19 protein-coding genes are annotated in these 19,319 nt (G+C 50.2%); 7 read left to right on the top strand and 12 right to left on the bottom strand.

Translation table 11 applies throughout. The features are described from left to right. Positions 1-153: 153 nt before the first annotated feature. Together carB and BW972_RS18720 are read right to left on the bottom strand one after the other, a co-directional pair. On the bottom strand, positions 154-2,967 hold the full coding sequence (carB, locus tag BW972_RS18725; protein WP_076423254.1) for a carbamoyl-phosphate synthase large subunit: 2,814 nt from the start codon (positions 2,965-2,967) through the stop codon (positions 154-156). Positions 2,968-3,100: 133 nt separating this feature from the next. Further along, positions 3,101-3,301, bottom strand: a complete 201-nt coding sequence (locus BW972_RS18720; protein ID WP_007656820.1) for a helix-turn-helix transcriptional regulator — start codon at positions 3,299-3,301, stop codon at positions 3,101-3,103. Between the two features lie 92 nt (positions 3,302-3,393). Between BW972_RS18720 and BW972_RS18715 the strand changes: the two genes are divergently transcribed. The 5 genes from BW972_RS18715 to BW972_RS18695 all read left to right on the top strand — a co-directional run bounded on the left by BW972_RS18715 (position 3,394) and on the right by BW972_RS18695 (position 8,196). Further along, on the top strand, positions 3,394-3,693 hold the full coding sequence (locus BW972_RS18715) for a hypothetical protein (protein ID WP_007656819.1): 300 nt from the start codon (positions 3,394-3,396) through the stop codon (positions 3,691-3,693). A 264-nt stretch (positions 3,694-3,957) separates the two neighbouring features. Beyond that, the gene (locus tag BW972_RS18710; protein WP_007656818.1) at positions 3,958-4,356 is read left to right on the top strand and encodes a hypothetical protein; all 399 of its coding nucleotides are present in this window, start codon (positions 3,958-3,960) and stop codon (positions 4,354-4,356) included. Positions 4,357-4,523: 167 nt separating this feature from the next. After that, complete coding sequence (locus tag BW972_RS18705) at positions 4,524-5,888, top strand: lysophospholipid acyltransferase family protein (RefSeq protein ID WP_076423253.1); 1,365 nt, start codon at positions 4,524-4,526, stop codon at positions 5,886-5,888. Between the two features lie 176 nt (positions 5,889-6,064). Continuing rightward, the gene (locus BW972_RS18700) at positions 6,065-6,595 is read left to right on the top strand and encodes a hypothetical protein (RefSeq protein WP_200805498.1); all 531 of its coding nucleotides are present in this window, start codon (positions 6,065-6,067) and stop codon (positions 6,593-6,595) included. A gap of 86 nt (positions 6,596-6,681) precedes the next feature. Then, a complete protein-coding gene (locus tag BW972_RS18695) occupies positions 6,682-8,196 on the top strand; it encodes an HTTM domain-containing protein (protein WP_007656809.1) in 1,515 nt (504 codons plus the stop codon). A 46-nt stretch (positions 8,197-8,242) separates the two neighbouring features. On the opposite strand, the gene BW972_RS18690 is transcribed toward BW972_RS18695, so the two are convergent. The 4 genes from BW972_RS18690 to BW972_RS18675 form a co-directional block, all read right to left on the bottom strand. Beyond that, complete coding sequence (locus BW972_RS18690; protein ID WP_076423252.1) at positions 8,243-8,689, bottom strand: hypothetical protein; 447 nt, start codon at positions 8,687-8,689, stop codon at positions 8,243-8,245. Positions 8,690-8,827: 138 nt separating this feature from the next. After that, positions 8,828-9,274, bottom strand: a complete 447-nt coding sequence (locus BW972_RS18685; protein ID WP_143732152.1) for a hypothetical protein — start codon at positions 9,272-9,274, stop codon at positions 8,828-8,830. A 259-nt stretch (positions 9,275-9,533) separates the two neighbouring features. Continuing rightward, positions 9,534-10,793, bottom strand: a complete 1,260-nt coding sequence (locus BW972_RS18680; RefSeq protein WP_076423250.1) for a zinc dependent phospholipase C family protein — start codon at positions 10,791-10,793, stop codon at positions 9,534-9,536. Positions 10,794-10,858: 65 nt separating this feature from the next. After that, complete coding sequence (locus tag BW972_RS18675) at positions 10,859-11,650, bottom strand: phosphatase PAP2 family protein (protein ID WP_007656803.1); 792 nt, start codon at positions 11,648-11,650, stop codon at positions 10,859-10,861. Between the two features lie 157 nt (positions 11,651-11,807). Between BW972_RS18675 and BW972_RS18670 the strand changes: the two genes are divergently transcribed. Next, positions 11,808-12,350, top strand: coding sequence for a DUF4864 domain-containing protein (locus BW972_RS18670; protein ID WP_159439874.1), 543 nt, complete (start codon positions 11,808-11,810; stop codon positions 12,348-12,350). Between the two features lie 44 nt (positions 12,351-12,394). On the opposite strand, the gene BW972_RS18665 is transcribed toward BW972_RS18670, so the two are convergent. After that, entirely contained in the window at positions 12,395-12,874 is a 480-nt protein-coding gene (locus BW972_RS18665; RefSeq protein ID WP_076423249.1) for a GNAT family N-acetyltransferase, read from the bottom strand. Between the two features lie 88 nt (positions 12,875-12,962). After that, on the bottom strand, positions 12,963-13,460 hold the full coding sequence (locus BW972_RS18660; RefSeq protein ID WP_007655543.1) for a CHRD domain-containing protein: 498 nt from the start codon (positions 13,458-13,460) through the stop codon (positions 12,963-12,965). A gap of 139 nt (positions 13,461-13,599) precedes the next feature. Between BW972_RS18660 and BW972_RS18655 the strand changes: the two genes are divergently transcribed. Further along, positions 13,600-14,253: a membrane-associated protein gene (locus BW972_RS18655; RefSeq protein WP_234986452.1), complete on the top strand. Its 654-nt coding sequence runs from the start codon at positions 13,600-13,602 to the stop codon at positions 14,251-14,253. Between the two features lie 55 nt (positions 14,254-14,308). Here the strand turns inward: BW972_RS18655 and BW972_RS18650 are convergent, their stop codons facing one another. The 4 genes from BW972_RS18650 to BW972_RS18635 form a co-directional block, all read right to left on the bottom strand. Continuing rightward, the gene (locus BW972_RS18650) at positions 14,309-15,406 is read right to left on the bottom strand and encodes an efflux RND transporter periplasmic adaptor subunit (protein ID WP_007655538.1); all 1,098 of its coding nucleotides are present in this window, start codon (positions 15,404-15,406) and stop codon (positions 14,309-14,311) included. 42 nt (positions 15,407-15,448) lie between these two features. Then, a complete protein-coding gene (locus BW972_RS18645; RefSeq protein ID WP_076423248.1) occupies positions 15,449-16,699 on the bottom strand; it encodes an ABC transporter permease in 1,251 nt (416 codons plus the stop codon). Between the two features lie 312 nt (positions 16,700-17,011). Then, on the bottom strand, positions 17,012-18,256 hold the full coding sequence (locus BW972_RS18640; RefSeq protein ID WP_076423247.1) for an ABC transporter permease: 1,245 nt from the start codon (positions 18,254-18,256) through the stop codon (positions 17,012-17,014). A 45-nt stretch (positions 18,257-18,301) separates the two neighbouring features. Continuing rightward, entirely contained in the window at positions 18,302-19,021 is a 720-nt protein-coding gene (locus BW972_RS18635; RefSeq protein ID WP_007655534.1) for an ABC transporter ATP-binding protein, read from the bottom strand. Positions 19,022-19,319: the final 298 nt, after the last annotated feature.

Here is a 19,319-nt window from a genome sequence, read left to right as displayed (position 1 = left end):
TGTCTGTCATTTCGGCGGAGCGATGCAAAGATAGGAAATTTGGAAGCGTTTGGGAAATGTATGCTATACCTATAACCACAGCTACACTAGCAAAAACAAACAAGCCTTCCCCGGTTACAGAGAAGGCTTGCTGCATTTATCAGAAGCGGTTCACTACACGCTCAGGTATAGGTTTCGCTCGGAGTATACTTTCACAAAGTAGTCGTCCTGCAGGTTGTCGATGAAGTAGATCGCCTCACCTGTGGACTTCATTTCAGGACCGAGCTCCTTATTAACTTCCGGGAACTTGCTGTGCGAGAACACCGGCACTTTGATGGCGTAGCCTTCTTTGTGTGGATTGAAGTTGAAGTCCTTCACCTTCTTCTCGCCCAGCATGATCTTGGTCGCGTAGTTAATGTACGGCTCACGGTAAGCCTTTGCGATGAACGGGATGGTACGCGATGCACGTGGGTTCGCCTCGATCACGTATACCTCTTCATTTTTCACAGCAAACTGTATGTTGATGATGCCTACCGTATCCAATGCCAAAGCGATGCGCTTGGTATAATCCTCAATCTTCTTGATCACGTTCTCGCTCAGGTCAAACGGAGGCAGCACGGCGTATGAGTCACCGGAGTGGATACCAGCTGGTTCGATGTGCTCCATGATACCGCAGATGTGCACGTCCTCGCCGTCGCAGATCGCGTCGGCTTCTGCCTCAATGGCATGGTCGAGGAAGTGGTCGAGCAGCACCTTGTTGCCCGGGTGGTCTTTCAGCAAGTCGATTACGTGTGCTTCGAGTTCTTTCTCGTTGATCACAATCTTCATGCTCTGGCCTCCGAGTACGTAGCTTGGGCGCACCAGCAGCGGGAACTTCAGCTCCTTGCACAGCTCCAGCGCCTCTTCAGCAGACTCGATCACACCGAATGGAGGATATGGAATGTCCAGGTCACGCAGCAGTGAGGAGAACGAACCGCGGTCCTCGGCCAGGTCAAGCGCTTTATAGCTCGTGCCGATCACCTTAATGCCGTAGCGGTCTAGCTTCTCAGCCAGCTTCAGGGCCGTCTGTCCGCCCAGCTGCACGATCACACCTTCCGGTCTTTCGTGCAGAATGATGTCGTAGATATGCTCCCAGAATACCGGCTCGAAGTACAGCTTGTCCGAAATATCGAAGTCCGTGGAAACCGTTTCCGGGTTGCAGTTGATCATGATGGTTTCGTAGCCGCACTCCTTAGCCGCCAGCACACCGTGCACGCAGCTGTAGTCGAACTCTATACCTTGTCCGATGCGGTTCGGACCGGAACCCAGCACCACGATCTTTTTCTTGTCGGTCACGATGCTCTCGTTCTCACCATCGAAGGTGCTGTAGAAGTACGGTGTCTTGGCTTCGAACTCAGCGGCGCAGGTATCCACCATTTTGTACACGCGCTGTATACCCAGTTCCATACGCACGGCATGCACTTCGCTCTCAAGACAGCGTAGAATGTGCGCGATCTGGCGGTCGGCGAAGCCTTTTACTTTGGCTTCACGCAGCAACTCACCCGGCAGGGTAGCCAGGGTATACTTCTCCATCTCCTTCTCCAACATATCGATCTCTTCGATCTGGGAAAGGAACCATGGGTCGATCTTGGTCAGGTTCTGGATGGTGCTGGTAGGTATACCGATGCGCATGGCGTCTTTGATGCAGAACAGGCGGTTCCAGCTAGGGTTCTTCAGGTTGTAGATGAGGTCATCATAATTCGTCATCTCCTTGCCATCGGCGCCCAGTCCGTTGCGCTTTATCTCGAGGCTCTGGCAGGCCTTCTGCAGCGCCTCCTGGAAGGTACGGCCAATGCCCATCACCTCGCCCACAGATTTCATCTGCAGACCCAGCGTGCGGTTGGCGCCTTTAAATTTATCGAAGTTCCAGCGCGGTATTTTCACAATCACGTAGTCCAGCGCCGGCTCAAAGTAAGCCGAGGTAGTCTTGGTGATAGCATTTTTCAATTCATCGAGGTTATAGCCGATGGCCAGCTTGGCAGCGATCTTGGCAATCGGGTAACCAGTGGCTTTAGAAGCCAGCGCCGAAGAGCGGGATACACGCGGGTTGATCTCAATAGCAATGATGGTGTCATCGTCCGGGCTCACAGAGAACTGCACGTTACAGCCGCCTGCAAACTGCCCGATGCCGTTCATCATTTTGATGGCCAGGTCGCGCATTTGCTGGTATACCGTATCTGGCAGGGTCATGGCAGGCGCTACCGTAATGGAGTCGCCGGTGTGCACGCCCATCGGATCGAAGTTTTCGATCGAGCAGATGATGATCACGTTGCCGAGGTTGTCGCGCAGCAGTTCGAGTTCGTACTCTTTCCAGCCCATGATGCTTTGCTCTACCAGCACTTCGTGCACCGGTGAGGCGTGCAGGCCGCGGGTCAGGGCTGCGTCGAATTCGGCAGGGGTATTAACAAAACCGCCCCCCGTACCACCAAGGGTAAACGAAGGGCGAATAACGAGTGGAAAACCAATTTCCTGCGCTATCTCTTTTCCTTCCAGGAATGAGGTAGCTGTTTCTCCCTTACAAACATTTACCCCGAGCTCGATCATTTTGAGGCGAAACTTCTCGCGGTCTTCGGTGGTCTCGATCGCGTTGATGTCCACCCCGATGATACGGACACCGTACTTTTCCCAGATGCCGGCCTTGTCGCACTCGATGGCCAGGTTCAGGGCTGTCTGCCCGCCCATGGTTGGCAGCACGGCGTCAATTTTATGTTTCTCCAGGATTTCAATGATGTACTTCTTCTCAAGCGGCTTGAGGTACACATTATCCGCTGTCACACTATCGGTCATGATAGTGGCGGGGTTTGAATTGATGAGCGTCACCTCGATTCCTTCTTCACGAAGAGAACGGGCTGCTTGCGAACCGGAATAGTCAAACTCGCAGGCCTGGCCGATAACGATAGGGCCAGAACCAATAATCAGAACGGATTTAATACTGGTGTCTTTAGGCATGTGCTTTGGTAGGTATAAATTGCCCAAAGTTACCGCAAAATGTTGGGGCTCACAAACTAAAAATGCACCCAAGGGCTTTCTTTTTTTAACACAGGGCAGCCGCCATACCTGTACCAAGAGTATTTGGAGCCTGCTAATCACCCTGCTCGAGCACAAAAAGCGCATTTACGGTTAAGCCGAAGAGGTTTGACATTTTAAGAGCCATTAAGGTAGAAGGCCGGTATTTATTTTTCTCGATGGCGTTGATCGTCTGGCGGGTTACGCCCAAGGCCCCGGCCAGCTGCTTCTGGGTCATGTCTTTTTTGGTCCGCTCTATTATGATGTTATTCCGCATCCGCCTCTGGTGTTTTGCGGACTTGATGGAGCTTATACCTGAACGAAATGTAGGCATAGAAAAGCAGCAGGGCTAATGCGCCTGGTAAAGCAATGCCGATTTTAACACAGGATGCACCTAAACCTTGCGCCCGCAATACGTACACAAAGTATAACCTAAAATACAGAACCATGGAAACACCACGTGAAGACGATTATATAACCAATTCGGAAGAGAGCGAGCGTCTGCCTGAAGAAAACCCGGAACCGCTGGAGGGTCTCAAAAAAGAGGAGCACGACATTATAGACGCTGAGCCAGAAGGTATAGAGGAGGGCGGCAATGCCGCAGCCAAAAATGAAGAAGACACCCGCAAACTTGATGGTAGTAACGCCAATAACCTGAGAACAAAATAATTTTTCTCAGATGTGAAAGCCGCAGATTCAAGCATTCAGTGCTGCTATCTGCGGCTTTTTTGTATCCACACAGTACCAGGAAGGGGTCCTGAATATCTTTGTGGACTTGTTTTAGATCAGGTTGCAGCACAAATCAGGAGAACTTCCGCAAAGCATAGCATTACTATAATATTATGATAGCGTCATTTTATAATAAAAAGGTTGACTGTACCATATTTATTCAGTATCATTAAGCTGATATTCACCGGTTTAATGCCATAACTTATGGTTTACTTTCAAACGGATTATCTGCTCCTAGAGTATCATGCAGCCAGCCATGTGCTGTTAAGTCAATGGTATGGCAAGTGCAGCAGCCTGCAATACAGACAGGCACTCATCAGGTTGATCAGGCTTGCCCGGGAGTTGGGTGCGCCTTACACCATTACTGACAGCCGTCTACTTTCTCCCCTAGACCCCGACGACCTGGCCTGGACCCGCGATGTATATGTTCAGGCTTTTAGCCAACTCCCACTTAAGCGCTTTGCTTCTCTCAATCCATTCGACCCTGCTGCCAGCCGCCAGATTCAGCAGGTATTTGCCAGCCGTCCCCATCCGCTTCCTTTCGAAACCCGGGAATTTGATGACCTCACTTCCGCTTACGATTGGCTTACTTCTGAAGAATAAGCTGTTTTTTACTTCGCCTATTATCTATCGATAACTTACCATACCTGCGACTGCGTCCTGTTCGTCCCCATTCTCCTATATCCGGTTATTCAGGATATTGCTTATATTGTCAGGCTAAATACAGGCATACTCCTCGGCAAGTATATGCTCATACCTGAAAAGCGCACATGCTATACCTTGTTCTAAAGCTGATTCTACGTACAGGCCTTTGGGTGTTCTTCCGCAGGTTTGTGGTGCGCAATCGTCACCTGATGCCAGTGCGAGGACCGTTACTGGTAGTGGCTAATCACCCCAATACGTTTATGGATCCGATCGTGATCGCCTCGCTGCTCCCGCAACAGGTGTATTTTATCGCGAAGAGTACGGTGTTCAGTTCGCCGCTGCACAACTGGCTGCTACACCGCATGAACCTGATTCCTATTCATCGGCAGGCGGATACGCCGGGCGTTCCAATAGACAATGAAGCAACGTTCAGAGCCAGTTACCAGGCACTGAAGGAGCGCAAAACACTGCTTATTTTTCCGGAGGGAACCAGCTTCAACGAAAGGCGCCTGCGCAAAATCAAGACAGGCACGGCCCGGATGGCCTTGGGGGCTGTAGCACATATGCCAGCAGTGGCTAACCTGCAGATACTCCCTGTGGGGCTCAACTACTCTGACCCTACACGCTTCCGAAGTGATGTGTTCGTGAATGTGGGCAGACCCATCGCTGTCGCCCCTTACCTGACTCAATACCAGCAGGACGAGAAGGGCACTGTCAATGAACTGACGGACCAGATACGGCAGCAGCTCGAGAAGCTGATTGTGATAACCCCTTCTGATGATGAGGATGCACTTGTGCGTCAGATTGAGCAGGTATACAAAGAGAAACTGGCGGCACAAACACCCATCGAAGCCCCACGCCACGTGCGTGACTTCCTGCTGACAAGAGCTATTGTAAAAGGGCTGGCGCACTTTATGGAAACCCAACCGGAGCGGGTGGAGCGCTTTCGAAACAAAATGCGATCGTATACGCAGCAGCTTCAGGAACTGGACCTGCAACACCTTCCCACTATGGAAGAAAATAATGTGCTGTTGCGGCAGAGTCTTGCCCGTACCTTACTGCTAACGCTTACTATGCCGCTATACCTCTACGGGCTTATCAATAACTACCTGGCCTATATCATACCCTCTAAAGTAGCTGATGCACTTACAGAGGAGCAGGAATTCAGAGCACCGATCATGCTGTCGGTGGGTATTTTTTCGTTTCCGGTATTGTACGCCCTGCAGGGCGCTATCCTTTGGCACTTCTGGCCAAACGCCGTATATCTGCTGCTATACCTGATCAGCCTACCCTTGTCAGGCTTTTTTGCACTGCGCTACTGGAACACACTGCTGCGGGTACGTGAACACTGGCTGCTGCTACGCCTCTTTCTGAGCAAGAGCCCGGTAGCAGAAAGCCTGAAACGCCTACGGCAGGAGCTTATTGATGAACTTGAAGGAGCACGCAAGGAGTTTCTTTACGAGCAGGCAACTAACAAGAACCCAGATTGAGAAGCCTTAAACTGATAGGTATTACTACGTATCATTCCGAATTCCTGTCCTGAGTATTTAGCATCAAAACAGGATTTGGCTAGTGTATTTCCACAAAAAAACTATCCAAATAGCCATAGTTCCGTAAACAGGATACTGAAATCTAATTTTTACAGTATTACAAACAATAAAGGACTATGAAAAAGACATTTGTAAACATTCTCGCTCTTTCATTTGTAGCAGCGACGGTAATGACAGGGTGTGCAGACACAACGACTACTGGTACTGATTCAACAGATACCGATGTGTATGGCACTACAACCGGCTCAACTACGGGAACCACGACAGGTACAACCACCGGAACTACCACGGGTACAACTACCGGTACAACCACGGGTACAACTACCGGAACAACAACCGGCACTACTACAGGTACCACAACCGGAACAACTACAGGTACCACTACCGGCACAACGACTGGAACTACAACTGGTACCACTACTGGCACTACAACGGGCACCACGACAGGTACTACAACGGGCACAACTACGGGAACCACAACTGGTACAACCACGGGTACAACTACCGGAACCACAACCGGCACTACTACAGGTACCACAACCGGAACAACTACAGGTACCACTACAGGTACCACTACCGGCACAACGACTGGAACTACAACTGGTACCACTACTGGAACAACTACTATGGGTACTTCTCCTCGATAGGAATTATACTCAGGTATCTACAGCAAAAAGGCAAGCACCTGACTGGGTTTGCCTTTTTGTTTTTAAACTAAACCCCTTATTAAAACATGCATCAGCTGCAGCAATACCTGCGACGTGTTTTTACAGTTGACCTTCGGGCCTTGGCAGTCATGCGCATATGGGTTGCCGGTATTATCTTAACCGACCTCGCTATACGTGCAACAGACCTCGAAGCGCACTATTCCAACATGGGCGTACTTCCCTTGCATGTACTGCATCAATTTGGCTGGCATCCGTACCACTTTTCCTTTCATACCCTAAGCGGACTATGGCAGGTGCAGGTCGTGCTTTTCCTGATTGCTGCCGTGTTTGCTATTTTCCTCCTGCTCGGCTACAAGACACGTACCGCTACTATTGTGAGTTGGATACTGCTCGTATCGCTCCAAAACCGGAACACTTTCATTGCACAGGGAGGCGATGACCTGCTGCGCATGCTGCTCTTCTGGGGGATGTTTCTGCCATGGGGGAAATTCTACAGCTACGATGCAGCCAAAGCCAAAAAACCGGAACCGCTCCAAACTACTTACTTTAGCGCGGCTACAGCTGCTTATATCCTACAGATCTTCCTGGTATACTTCTGCACTGCCCTGCTCAAAAGTTCACCGGAATGGAACCTGGATGGCACCGCACTCTACTATGCCCTGAGCCTCGACCAAATCCTGATGCCAGTAGGCAAGCTCATCTACCCATACCCTGAGCTGCTCCGGTTCCTGACGCTCACGACCTGGTATACCGAGTTGCTGCTGCCCTTCCTCCTGCTGATTCCTTTTTATAATCACGTATGGCGGCTCATTGTGGTGGGGGTGTTGTTCATGTTTCATATCGGCATCAGCCTGACGCTGTTTGTAGGTTTGTTTTACCTCATTAATATTGCTTCAATTTCTGGTCTCCTTCCTCCTCAGGCCATGAACTGGGCAGAGAGAAAACTACTCACATCTTTCAGGAGACCATTATCAGGCCAGTTTCAGCGCATATTCAAAGGTTTCAGAAGCCCGGCCCAACTACGGCTACAGATCAGCCTGCAAAAGCCACTGCTTTCTAAAAACCAGCTGCGATACGCCCGGGAAGGATTCGTGACTTTTGTGCTGATCTACTGCATCTGGTGGAATCTGTCAGGAGCAACTGCGCGGGTACCCGCTATGCCCGACTCAACAACCTGGTTTGGCAACCTACTGCGTGTTGACCAGCGCTGGGGCATGTTTGCGCCCGCTGTTTTTAAGGACGACGGTTGGTATGTACTGGAAGGACATGCGGAGAATGGTCAGCTAATCGACCTGAACCGTGAAGGGAAAGAGGCAGACTACGCCAAGCCGGCTTCTGTGGTGAGCATGTTTAAAAATGACCGCTGGCGCAAGTACTCCGAAAATTACTTGTTTGTGCACTATGCGTTTTTAAGGCCTTACTACTGCAACTACCTGGTGCGTCGCTGGAACGAGGCACACCCAGGCAACCCTATAAAAGAACTGCAGGTGGTATACATGAAAGAGTATACCTTACCCGACTATCAGCCTGTAACTCCTCAAAGAGAAGTGCTCTGCACATGTGCTAATTTACCAGAGTAAGCCAGTCACAAATACAGAGCACATGTTATGTTCCTTGTAGCAGGTATCAGCAATTTTCATCATCGCAGGCGAGTGCGCTGCCCACGGCAGCGGCTACCAGGCCTCCCATCAGGTATAGCCCGACGGTCATCACGCGGGTGCTGTTGGTACGGTTACTAGGGTCAGTGCCTAAGCCCATCGGCCCGGGCAGCAACACAGCACCCGCTCCGGCTCCGGCTCCTAGCAGACCGCCACGCAGCCAGGCACCTTTACCTACACCGGCAAAGCTGTAGTAGATAGAATTGGAGACGATATCACCTACCATGGCCCAGGCCCGCAGGGAACCGCTTTCAGGTGGCTGCGCCCCTGCCTTCTTCATTGTTTTCGAAATGGCCCGCATTCCCAGTACGTCCATACGGGGTGCTTCAGGTACGAGCCGGCGCAGGGTTTCATGTGCGATTGTTATGGCAACAGCCCCTGCCAGTCCGCTTACCAGTGCTTTACTTACTTCCATAGTATTCGCTTCTTCATAGAGTTATTAAGGTCGGTTTTGTTGCTATACGCAAGATTTGCGTGTCTGCTATACCTATACGAAACAAAAAGCCGGGCTGATTACCCGGCTTTTTGCCATATAGATTTGTAGCTGGAGCAATTATCTATTGCTTCCCAGATTCTTATTCAGGTTTTTCTTCAGCTTCTCCTGGGCGCTCGCTATTTTAGAGCCCATTTTACCTGATTTATTTTTATTCATCGAGTTCATAGCCACCCAGCCTGCACCCAGTGCCAGTAAAGAACCGCCTACTACCTTTTGAGTAGTGCTCAGCCCGTTCACTTTGTTCATGGTGCTGTTGCCAAACTCCTGCAGCTTGCCCGTCAGGTTATCCAGGTTCTCTTTCTTGAATGTATCCTTCCAGTTCGACTTGCCCGAAGAAGCCGACTGGCTATTTCCAGATGAGTTTCTGGCAGAAGACTGGTTGCCACTGATAGCGTTTGAAGCTGATGACTGGCTTGAGCCCATATTCGAAGTATTTGATTGTGAGCTGCTCTGAGCTGTTGGATTCTGATTCGATTGCGAATTCTTATTCGTTTTGTTTTCCATAGGTAAGTTTCTTTTAATTAAACACATGTACACCTTGTCATATAACTGCACTTGGCCTGTTCAGACAGGGTGTCAGACTTATATGTATCGGTTTTTAGGATACAGGGTTGCAGTCGTCTCTCATATTCCCTAATGCGCACAAGTTCGGCCCGCTATAATCATATATGCTCATCAACGTTCAGGTTAGTGACTATGGGCAGCAGACTTCTGTGCTGGTTACGTCATTGGCTATACCTACACTACTGAGGCTGCTTATGCTTTACAACTGATGTGCTCTTAGTTGCAGGAGGGCTTCTTTTAATTCAGGACGATCGTCCTCCTCTACTTCCTGCATCGCTTTCCGGGGTTGGTAAAACTGGAGGATATCCTGTCGCAGGGCAGGACTTGTTTGCTTGAACTCATTCTTAGCAAGCTTTTGCAATAGCTCAGCATACGTCTCGTCCGTGAGTTTGTAACTGCCGGGCTTTGTTGGCTCTCCTGTATCGAGCTGCATATTGTCGAGCTTAAGCTGGCCCTGTTGTCTGAGCTGCTTTATAAGCTTTGTGTAATTTTCGACTGTGGTGTTAAAACTGTGGTAGAAAATTTCTTCGGCCTCAGGTGTAGACGGTTTAAAGGCGAGTGTCCGGAAAGGTCCTACTTTGGGAAGTACTTTGATGATCCAGGCAATGAAACGGGCGAAAATGTTGGGTCGCTCGTAATCTGTCCCCCAGGCCTGGTTGAAATCTGACCGCTTCATGTGATACTGAAACTCACGGCGGGTTACGCCCGGTCTGGCTTCCTGTATGTCACTCTTCTTGGCCTGCCAGGCTGCTTTGGTCAAATCGGGTATCAGGCCACGGATGGTATATCGGTAAGTTCCGATCGCCAGTGGCACGTTCATAAACACATCATTCAGCTCAAGCCCATACGTTTCCAGGAAGGCACGCTCCAGCAGTTCTTTTGAAACTTTAAATCCGATGAATGACTGGTATTCGTCGGGTGCGTAGTTGCCCCGGGCTACCTGCAGCACATCAAACCCAAATTCAGTTTTGACATGCGACGCAGGATCTTCGGCGTAGGTCACTTCCTGCCCATGCTCAGCTTTTACCTTCGGGTATACCAGTGCCACTGCCTTGTTCGTGCCCAGCGGATGCCCATGTATGTCAGCATTGTAATGCGACAGCGCCCCCAGCGCGAAACCGTACTCTTCTATAGTAGTAGCCGACTTGATTAGATTCTCGACAAAAGCGCCACTGCGCACGTAGTGGGTCAGGGCTGTGAAGAATGTGTTGCCAAAAGGGAAATAGCCCATATCCTGCACAATGGAACCTCCATAGGCATGTGCGTGGGCTTTCTGCAGGTCTTCGTCGGTGGCGTTGGGAAAACGCTTGCGCAGCAGAGGCTTAATAGAATCCTTCCAGGCGGCATCAATAATGGCCTGGTGCGTGAGCACACCATAGGCGCGGGCGGTAGCTGCTGTCAACAAAAAGTAAAGCAAAAGGGCCAGAGAACTCAGCCTCGTCAGGGTGCGGTAGTTCATAACAGTGGGTATGCGTCAGGTGTTGTACGCAGAAGACGGCATAAGAGATAGCATGCAGACTATATTTAGGTGGAGGCCCGTAGCTTTTTGCGGGTCCTGAGGTAACTCATCACCTCCACGATACTTATCCCTAAGAGCACCCACATGGCACCCAGCAGAAAGCCCGCCAACACATCTGACAGGAAATGTACCCCTAAGTAGATCCTGCTGAACCCCACCAGTAGGATCAAAGCTCCTGCTCCTACCAGCACTCCGTTGCGCAAGCGCCTCTGGTACAAGTGGCGGTAGCCAAAATAGGCCAGTATACCCCAGAGCGCCATACTTGTGGTGGCATGTCCGCTCGGGAAAGAAAAGTTATGCTCCGGATAGAAAGCCACCTCAGTAGGGCGATCGCGGCTGATAAACTTCTTGCCATACTGCACTGATAGCCCCACCCCGGCCATGGTAAGCCAGAAAGCCAATACCGCCGTGTAGCGCCGGTTGTACAAAAACACAATCGTAGCCAGCCCCCCAACGGCAAAGACTGCCTCCCGTGTGCCTAGTTGGGTAAATGCATAAAAGGTGTGGCTCAGCCACTCGCTGCGCATGCTGTAGAGAAAGGCTGTAAAGGCTTTGTCAAGGTGCACCACCCCCTCCGACTCCACTACGTCCTCAGTTATTTGTGAGAGCAGCGCCGCATTGACCGCTATTACCAGCAACAGGATGGTCAGGGGTAAGCCAATGAAAGTGGTAGTATCGAAGCGGCGGAGCAGAAAGCTGGAAAGTCTGGGAAACCGATGAAACAGCCGCTGCACCAGCGGCTGCCTGGCAAGCCAACCACGTGTAGATTGAAAAAGATGTGTCAGGAAATGGTTCATACAGGAAAAATCCAACTCTTATACGCAATCTTCTCAATTTTATATGCCCCGTAGACCATTTACCCTAAAAAAAGAGCTGTTTACATGGCAAAATGATTTATTAACAACTTATTAACTCTATATAAAGTACATATTTAATATGAGAGGGTTTGAAAATATGTACGACAAACTCCTGCTCGGTGTAGGGGTTATTTTGCTGGTGTTGCTGTGGGTGCAGTTTCCGGCTATGCCCGAGATGAATGCGGAAGACCATGTACGCTATACCTCGGACGAAGCCAAGACGGTCATGAACTCAAAAGCCCGCTTTCTGAAGCCCTCTAAGACACTTTCTCCTCGTCAGGTTATCAAAATACAGTTACACGCCCTGCAACGAAACGATATCACCGACAGCGGCATTATCACGGTTTTTAATTTCTCGTCGCCAACCAGCCGGGTGAGTTTAGGGCCTCTCAATCATTTCCGGATGATGGTGCGCGACCCTGCCTACAGCCCCATGCTAAACTTTGTTTCATACAAAACCGGTAAAATGGTGATAACTGATGACACTGCCTACCAGCTTGTCGTTATCAAGGGTGCAAGCGGAGAGCAAGTTCCCTACCTGTTCATATTGGCAAAGCAGCGAAAAGGTATGTACAAAGGCTGCTGGATGACAGTGGGTGTTGCACGCCAGGACTCAAATCGCCAGACCAGCCTGATATAAATCGGCTATACCTGCCGGAAGCGTATACCTACTTCCACAGATTTTTAAAGAGGTAATTCCATTTTGATGTCCGCTCGCTCGTAGATGCTGGGTGGCATTGGTACTTCCACAAACCCCAGCCGACGGTACAGGCTCAGCGCTGTTTCAAGTCTTCTGTTTGACACCAGGTATACCATACGGGCTCCAACTTCGCGGGCTTTCTGTATAGCCGCCTCTCCTAAAAGCTTCCCGATCTTCAGCCCCTGTGCCCTGGGTGTCACCGCCATTTTAGCTAGCTCGTACACACCATTGCCATCATTTATAAGCGCACAGGTACCTACGATCTCGCCCTGGTAGCTCGCCATCAAAATGAAGCCTCCCTTGTCTATGATATAGCTTTGCGGATTGCCAAGAGACTTGTGGTCGGCATCCTCCATCACAAAATAGCGGGTGATCCACTCTTCATTCAGGGCCCGGAACGCAGCAGCGTATTGGGGTTCAAAATCCAGTATCTTAACGGTAGCTTCAGTAGTAGCCAAGTGCATAGGGTATTCTAATTTGCCACAAAGGTACACCTATACCTGCCTTATTGTCAAACAGGCTAACCATAAACCTCACCGGCAATACTGCCTGCTAGTTTTCACCGCGTAGTAGCTGTCCTCGCAGTTCTCCATCCGGATAGGTGCTACTGTGGATGTTCAGGTACCACCTGCCGTCAAGCAACTGCTCTTCCTCTGTTTGGGTGAGCTCCCTGGTGGCACCTGTTACTGAGCCAGTATAGCTGCTCGTGTGATTTTCAATCGGTATTACAACAGGAGCATTCTCAGTGGCAAGGGCAGGGCCGTGGAAATGAATGCCCACTGTATTGTCGCCGGCATCACCGAGTGTCCAGCTGAAATTGTATGTCAGGATCCGGGTGCTCCGATCGTAGGTAGCCGTAAGTGAACCAGATCCGCTTGTAGCAACTGCCGGCACTTCATTTTCACCGGATAGCTCTACGTTTGTGAATTCTATTTCACTCTCGAGCATATCATCTACATCATCTTCGTCGTCACAGGCATAGATAAAACCGCTCAGCAGCATCAAACAATAGAACATTACCCTCCTGATATTTACACCTTGGTATTCCATAAATTATAAAATCAAATCGTTATAAATCAAATCCTTATATTATTTTACTTGTCTTGTCGCCAATTGTTAACTGTTGCGTGATATTTAGTGGGGTAAGAGAAGCCCATCGAATGAATCTGAATAAGCCTGCTGGTTGATTGTGCTATACCTGATCCTTTCCGGACTTTTCAGGTATACATGTGAAACCGAGTCATACGCCATGATCTCCCAAACCATTCCACTCTGGTTACCGATCGCCTATACCCTGTTTCTACTGGTATTGGTACCAGTTTATTGGAAGCACTATGGCCCAGGCAACTTTCTTTGGTTCTCGGATGTGGCGCTGTTCTCGGTGGGTATCGTACTCTGGACGGAGAACCATCTTCTGCTGAGTATGATGGCCGTGGGCGTTTTGGGGCTGGAGCTGGTCTGGAATGTGGATTATTTTGGTCGTCTGCTCACAGGCAGGGATCTACTAGGCCTGAGTGATTACATGTTTCACCCGGACAAGAGCTTCTTTTTGAGAGGTCTTTCGCTATTTCATGTGTTTCTGCCGGCCATCGTGATCTGGCTGCTGATCGAGTGGGGTTATGATACACGCGCCATTTGGTACCAGACAGCACTGGCCTGGATCGTGCTGCCTCTCAGCTATTTGCTCACCGACCCCAAAGAGAACGTGAACTGGGTGTTCGGACCGGGCAATGAACCACAGCGAGCTATACCTGGCGGCCTGTACTTTGCGCTGGCCATGCTGTTCTTCCCGCTGTGCATCTTTTTACCTTCACATTTCATCTTGCAGTGGCTATTTAATTAGAGCGCATAAAAAAAAGCGGGTATAACCCGCTTTTTTACTCACCTTAAACAAACAATTAAATATTTTGCGTAGCGTTCGCATCCGGCACTTTTACCTTCTCCGTAGTCTTCAGGCCGGACACCACTTCGATGTTGATGCCGTCTGACAAACCAGTTTTCACTTCCCGCTTCTCAAATACCTGCGGAGCAGTTTCCACTTCCACATACGATTTATCTTTCTCGAACTTGAGCAGGCTTTCCTTCACTGCCATTACATTCTCGCGCTTGTCGAGCACGATGTCGGCGTTGGCGCTGTACCCTGCCCGGATGAAATCTTTCTCATCGAGCAGCACCTTGGCGCGGATAGGGAATTTGATGGAGCCTTCTTCCAGCACGCCTTTCGGGGCGATGTACTCGAGCTCGGCGTTGAACACGCGGCCTTCGATGGCGCCGATGGTCAGCAGCAGGTCCATACCCTCTTTCAGCTTGCCTACTTCGGATTCGTCTATTTTACCTTCAAAGATCAGGCTACGCATGTCGGCCACCGAGGCGATGGTTGTGCCCTCGTTGAAGTTGTTGCGCTCGATGATGGAAGTACCCACTTTCACCGGCACGTCCAGCAGCATGCCATCGATGGTAGAGTATACCAGGTTGGAAGCCTGTCCGCTACGCTTGGAAGCCCCTTCGCGTACCAACTGTAGGTTGCTCTCCGCCGATTGCAAAGCTTCACGCTTCAGGTCGTAGTCGGCTTTGTACTTGCGAAACTCCTGCTCTGCAATGGCCTTTTGATCATAAAGCTCCTGATAACGCGCCAGTTCGCGCTTGGCTTCTTCAAAATTGATACGGGCAGTTTCCAGTGTATTCTGGGCGTTGTTCACGTTCACGATGTTCGGCACGATCTTGATCTTGGCCAGCAGCTGCCCTTGCTTCACGATCTGCCCGGCTTCTACGTACAGCTCTTCCACAATACCCGACACCTGCGACTTCACCTCCACCTCTTTGCGTGGCACAATTGAGCCGGTGGCCACCGTCTTTTTCACGATGTCGGCCTCAAATGGCTCTTCCGTTTTATACACGATCGGGTCGGTGTTGGCCTTGTTGTAGAAGTACCGGCCCAGCCAAACAGACAAGGCCAGCATGACAATCACGAACAGTCCGATAAAAACCTTTTTCATAGGGGTATACTCAATTATGTTCTTGTTAATTCGATGCTAAAATTACTCTTCTTGCAGCGCCACAACCGGATTCACGCGGGCGGCCTTAGTGGCAGGTATAAGTCCGGCCAGCGCACCGGCCACTACCAGTACTATAGTCGCCGTCACGGCTACAGTCGGGTTTACCTCCGGTGGTCCAAAGAAGCCCGCCTGCACGTTGTTGTCCACCATAAATCCTTCGATGGTCGCGATGAGCCCGGTACCGGCCAGCAAACCGATGTAGCCGGCAAAGCCCGTGATCACAATAGACTCCTGTATGATCAGGCTCACGATAGACAGCGGCGTGGCTCCCAGGGCCTTGCGTATACCTATTTCCTTAGTCCGCTCCTTCACCACGATCAGCATGATGTTGCCCACCCCGATGATACCGGCGATGATGGTACCGATGCTCACCAGCCAGCTGAAGCCTGCTATACCTGCAAAGAGCCCCTGCACATCCTGAAACTCTTTCTCCACGTTGGCTGAGCCGAAAGCTTTCAGATCAGTTGGCGCCACCTTGTGTCTTTTCATCAGCAGAGCTTTCACTTTCTCCTCCACCACCGCAGCAGGTATGCCTGGCTTCGGCGTCATGGCAAAGAAGTTCACCTGGTTAGGCTGGTTAAAGGCTTGTTGCAGAGTTGTATTCGGTATAAAAATGGTCTGCGCGTCCTGCACCACATCTTCGTCTTTGCCAAGCGGCTTAAAAGTGCCCACCACCTGAAAATAAATGCCTTTGATACTGATGTACTTGCCGATCGGGTCTTCCCCCTCCCCGAACAAAAGCTCCAGGGTACGTGGCCCCACCACCGCCACTTTGCGTCGCTCCGTTACATCTTTCTGGTTAATAAAGCGGCCACTCATGACATTTGTCGGCTTCACCTGCAGCACTTCCGGCGTTTCGCCATTCACGGTAAAGGAAGAGCTCTTGGTGCCGTATACCACCGAGAAGCTGCCGCGCACCTGGTTACTCGGCGCAATCACATCCACCTCCGGCACAAATGTCCGAATGGCCTCTATATCATCGTTGGTCATCTGTATAAAGCGGCCTGCTTTCAGGCCCATGTAAGGCACACTGGTACGCTGCGTCCACACGAAGACGGCATTCTTGGCCACATTAAACTCAGAGGTAATCCCTTTCTCCAGCCCCTTGCCCGCACCCAGCAACAGCACCAACATGAAAATGCCCCAGAACACGCCAAAAGCCGTCAGCGCCGTACGCAGCTTGTGCTTCTTTACGGTGTTATAAATCTCGGTCCATTTATCGATGTCGATCATAGGTGGAGTTAGTGATTTAGTTGATGAGTGAGTGTTTTTTAGTTAGTGGTTGAGTGGTTGAGTGGTTTTTATTTTATTGATTGAGTTATTAAAATCTTTTAGTTGATAGTCGTTTATCTGATTGTCTGTTCTATGCTTTTAGGTTTTGATTGAGTAAATGCTGTTTGCGTATTAGTCATAATAAACTATCGGGTTCACAATTCATTTAAAATGAATGACTGGTCGAATCAGTTGCTTTATTTCTTTTAAACCACTTATAAAATCAAAAACAAAAAATCACTCAACCACTCATTCACTAACTCACTCAATAATCTAATCCGCCCTCAGCGCCTCTATCGGTTTAATCCTAGCGGCTTTCAAGGCAGGCATCAGGCCGGCCAGGGCTCCGGAAATCACCAGGATAAAGGTAGCTGCCAACGCCACGCCGGGGTCTACTTCTGGATTGGCGAAGAAAGGCGCTTCTGCACCCGATGATTCCATCAGGTATTCCAGACCTGCGAGCACGCCTGTCCCTGCCAGCAAACCCAGATAACCCGAAAAGGCTGTGATTACCACAGACTCCTGCAGGATTAGGCTTACGATGGAGAAGGGAGTTGCTCCCAGGGCCTTGCGTACCCCAATCTCGCGGGTGCGCTCCTTCACAATGATCAGCATGATGTTGCTCACACCCACAATGCCGGCGATAAGGGTACCTATACCCACTATCCACACAAATATCTTGATGCCATTAAAGAGGCCCATCACTTTCAGAAACTCCGCCTCTGTGTTCTCAACGCCAATGGCCATCTTGTCTTCACTGGAGAACTTATGACGCTCGGCCAGCAAGTTGCGCAGACGGCCCTCCATGTCTTTGGCACTCACCCCGGGCTCAGCTACCAGCGCCATCATCTGTACCTGGTTAGGCTGATTAAAAGCTGTTTGTAAGGTCGAGAAAGGGATGTAGGCCCGCTCTTCACGGCGGCTACTATTATTACCGCGCATCTTAAAAGTGCCGACCACTTTAAAGTGTATCCCTTTGATGTTGACATACTCGCCCACCGGATCTCCCTCCCCAAACAGCACCTTGCTCACCTGGTCACCGATCACGACGACTTTGCGCTTCTCGCGCTCGTCAATCTCGTTGAGCAAACGACCTCTGAATGGTATCTCACCGTTTATTTTCAGAAAGCCCGGCTCAGCACCAAACACCTGGTAAGAACCATTCTTAGTTTTGTAATTGATGGTGAACTCGCCTAACACCCGGTTGCGGGGCGAGAGTATCTGCACGTTATCCACATCGCGGTGCACCGACGCTATATCCTGATTAGTCAGTTTTATCTCGCGTCCCGGTGACATGCCTTTGTGCGCCAAGGCGGTCTTGCCAGTCCATAAGTAAATGCTGTTCTTGGCTCCGGCTCCGAAGCGGTTGTATACCCCATTTTCCAGGCCCTTGCCAGCACCCAGCAACAGTACCAGCATAAAGATGCCCCAGAACACGCCAAAGGCGGTCAGGAACGTGCGCAGCTTGTTTTTCTGCATCGTCCCGAGTATCTCTTGCCATTTGTCTAGGTCAAACATATTCTGGATTGCTGGTTGTTAATTTTTGATTGCTGGTGGTCAGGCTTAGCTTTTAGCAGCTACTGCCTCCGCTGCCAGTATCGCCTCTTCGGCGCTGTGGTCGTTGTGCACGATCAGGCCGTCTTTGAGACGGATAACGCGGTGTGTCTGGGCTGCAATGTCGTTCTCGTGCGTCACGATCACTACGGTCATACCTTTGCTGTTCACATCCTTGAAGATATCCATCACGTCGTAAGAGGTCTGGGTGTCGAGGGCGCCGGTCGGTTCGTCGGCCAGAATCAATTTGGGTTGCGAAATAAGCGCTCTGGCGATGGCGACGCGCTGCTTCTGTCCGCCTGACATCTCGTTGGGGGAATGCTCCGCCCAGTCTTTCAGGCCCACCATATCGAGGTACTCTAGCGCCAGTTTGTTCCGCTGTTTGCGGCCCACGTTCTGGTAGTAAAGCGGCAAGGCCACGTTCTCCATGGCGTTTTTGAAAGAAAGCAAATTGAAGGACTGAAACACGAAACCCAGAAACTTATTGCGGTAGTAAGCCGCCTTTGCAGCCGACAGATTCCGGATGGGTGTGCCCGCCAAGGTATAGCTGCCGCTGTCGTAATCATCGAGAATGCCCAGTATGTTGAGCATAGTGGATTTGCCGGAGCCGGAAGAACCCATGATCGAGACCAGTTCACCCTCTTCTATGTGCATATCGATGCCCTTGAGCACATGCAGTTTGTTGTGCCCCACCGCATAGTATTTGTGTATATTTTCCAACTGTATCATAGGCGGCAGACGAAAATGGTGGCAAATAAATTACAAGTAATTGCTTTGCAAAGTGCTCTATATAGCGTTAAGTTTCCCAAAACTTATACCTACAGCGACATTATATCGATTGACAGCTATGGTTTATCTATCAACCAATTACAGTTCAGCAGGCAAGCTTTAGCCTCCTTGCTCTTATTTAAGTTAAAACGAAACTCAATACACGACTATTTTGCCGTGCTCATCATAAAGATGAAAAAGACAGTTGGTAGGTTGCCTGAAGCATGGTAAATATTTTGCCAACCAAGTTCTCTTTGCG

The sequence above is a fragment of the Pontibacter lucknowensis genome, from assembly GCF_900156415.1.
Lineage (GTDB): Bacteria > Bacteroidota > Bacteroidia > Cytophagales > Hymenobacteraceae > Pontibacter > Pontibacter lucknowensis.
This window is presented reverse-complemented; position numbering and strand designations above follow the sequence as displayed.

What these genes read in the sequence shown, in the direction of transcription:
- carB (WP_076423254.1), bottom strand. Translation starts at nt 2,967, where the DNA reads ATGCCTAAAGACACCAGTATTAAATCCGTTCTGATTATTGGTTCTGGC.
- BW972_RS18720 (WP_007656820.1), bottom strand. Translation starts at nt 3,301, where the DNA reads ATGCGGAATAACATCATAATAGAGCGGACCAAAAAAGACATGACCCAG.
- BW972_RS18715 (WP_007656819.1), top strand. Translation starts at nt 3,394, where the DNA reads ATGCCGATTTTAACACAGGATGCACCTAAACCTTGCGCCCGCAATACG.
- BW972_RS18710 (WP_007656818.1), top strand. Translation starts at nt 3,958, where the DNA reads ATGGTTTACTTTCAAACGGATTATCTGCTCCTAGAGTATCATGCAGCC.
- BW972_RS18705 (WP_076423253.1), top strand. Translation starts at nt 4,524, where the DNA reads ATGCTATACCTTGTTCTAAAGCTGATTCTACGTACAGGCCTTTGGGTG.
- BW972_RS18700 (WP_200805498.1), top strand. Translation starts at nt 6,065, where the DNA reads ATGAAAAAGACATTTGTAAACATTCTCGCTCTTTCATTTGTAGCAGCG.
- BW972_RS18695 (WP_007656809.1), top strand. Translation starts at nt 6,682, where the DNA reads ATGCATCAGCTGCAGCAATACCTGCGACGTGTTTTTACAGTTGACCTT.
- BW972_RS18690 (WP_076423252.1), bottom strand. Translation starts at nt 8,689, where the DNA reads ATGGAAGTAAGTAAAGCACTGGTAAGCGGACTGGCAGGGGCTGTTGCC.
- BW972_RS18685 (WP_143732152.1), bottom strand. Translation starts at nt 9,274, where the DNA reads ATGGAAAACAAAACGAATAAGAATTCGCAATCGAATCAGAATCCAACA.
- BW972_RS18680 (WP_076423250.1), bottom strand. Translation starts at nt 10,793, where the DNA reads ATGAACTACCGCACCCTGACGAGGCTGAGTTCTCTGGCCCTTTTGCTT.
- BW972_RS18675 (WP_007656803.1), bottom strand. Translation starts at nt 11,650, where the DNA reads ATGAACCATTTCCTGACACATCTTTTTCAATCTACACGTGGTTGGCTT.
- BW972_RS18670 (WP_159439874.1), top strand. Translation starts at nt 11,808, where the DNA reads ATGTACGACAAACTCCTGCTCGGTGTAGGGGTTATTTTGCTGGTGTTG.
- BW972_RS18665 (WP_076423249.1), bottom strand. Translation starts at nt 12,874, where the DNA reads ATGCACTTGGCTACTACTGAAGCTACCGTTAAGATACTGGATTTTGAA.
- BW972_RS18660 (WP_007655543.1), bottom strand. Translation starts at nt 13,460, where the DNA reads ATGGAATACCAAGGTGTAAATATCAGGAGGGTAATGTTCTATTGTTTG.
- BW972_RS18650 (WP_007655538.1), bottom strand. Translation starts at nt 15,406, where the DNA reads ATGAAAAAGGTTTTTATCGGACTGTTCGTGATTGTCATGCTGGCCTTG.
- BW972_RS18645 (WP_076423248.1), bottom strand. Translation starts at nt 16,699, where the DNA reads ATGATCGACATCGATAAATGGACCGAGATTTATAACACCGTAAAGAAG.
- BW972_RS18640 (WP_076423247.1), bottom strand. Translation starts at nt 18,256, where the DNA reads ATGTTTGACCTAGACAAATGGCAAGAGATACTCGGGACGATGCAGAAA.
- BW972_RS18635 (WP_007655534.1), bottom strand. Translation starts at nt 19,021, where the DNA reads ATGATACAGTTGGAAAATATACACAAATACTATGCGGTGGGGCACAAC.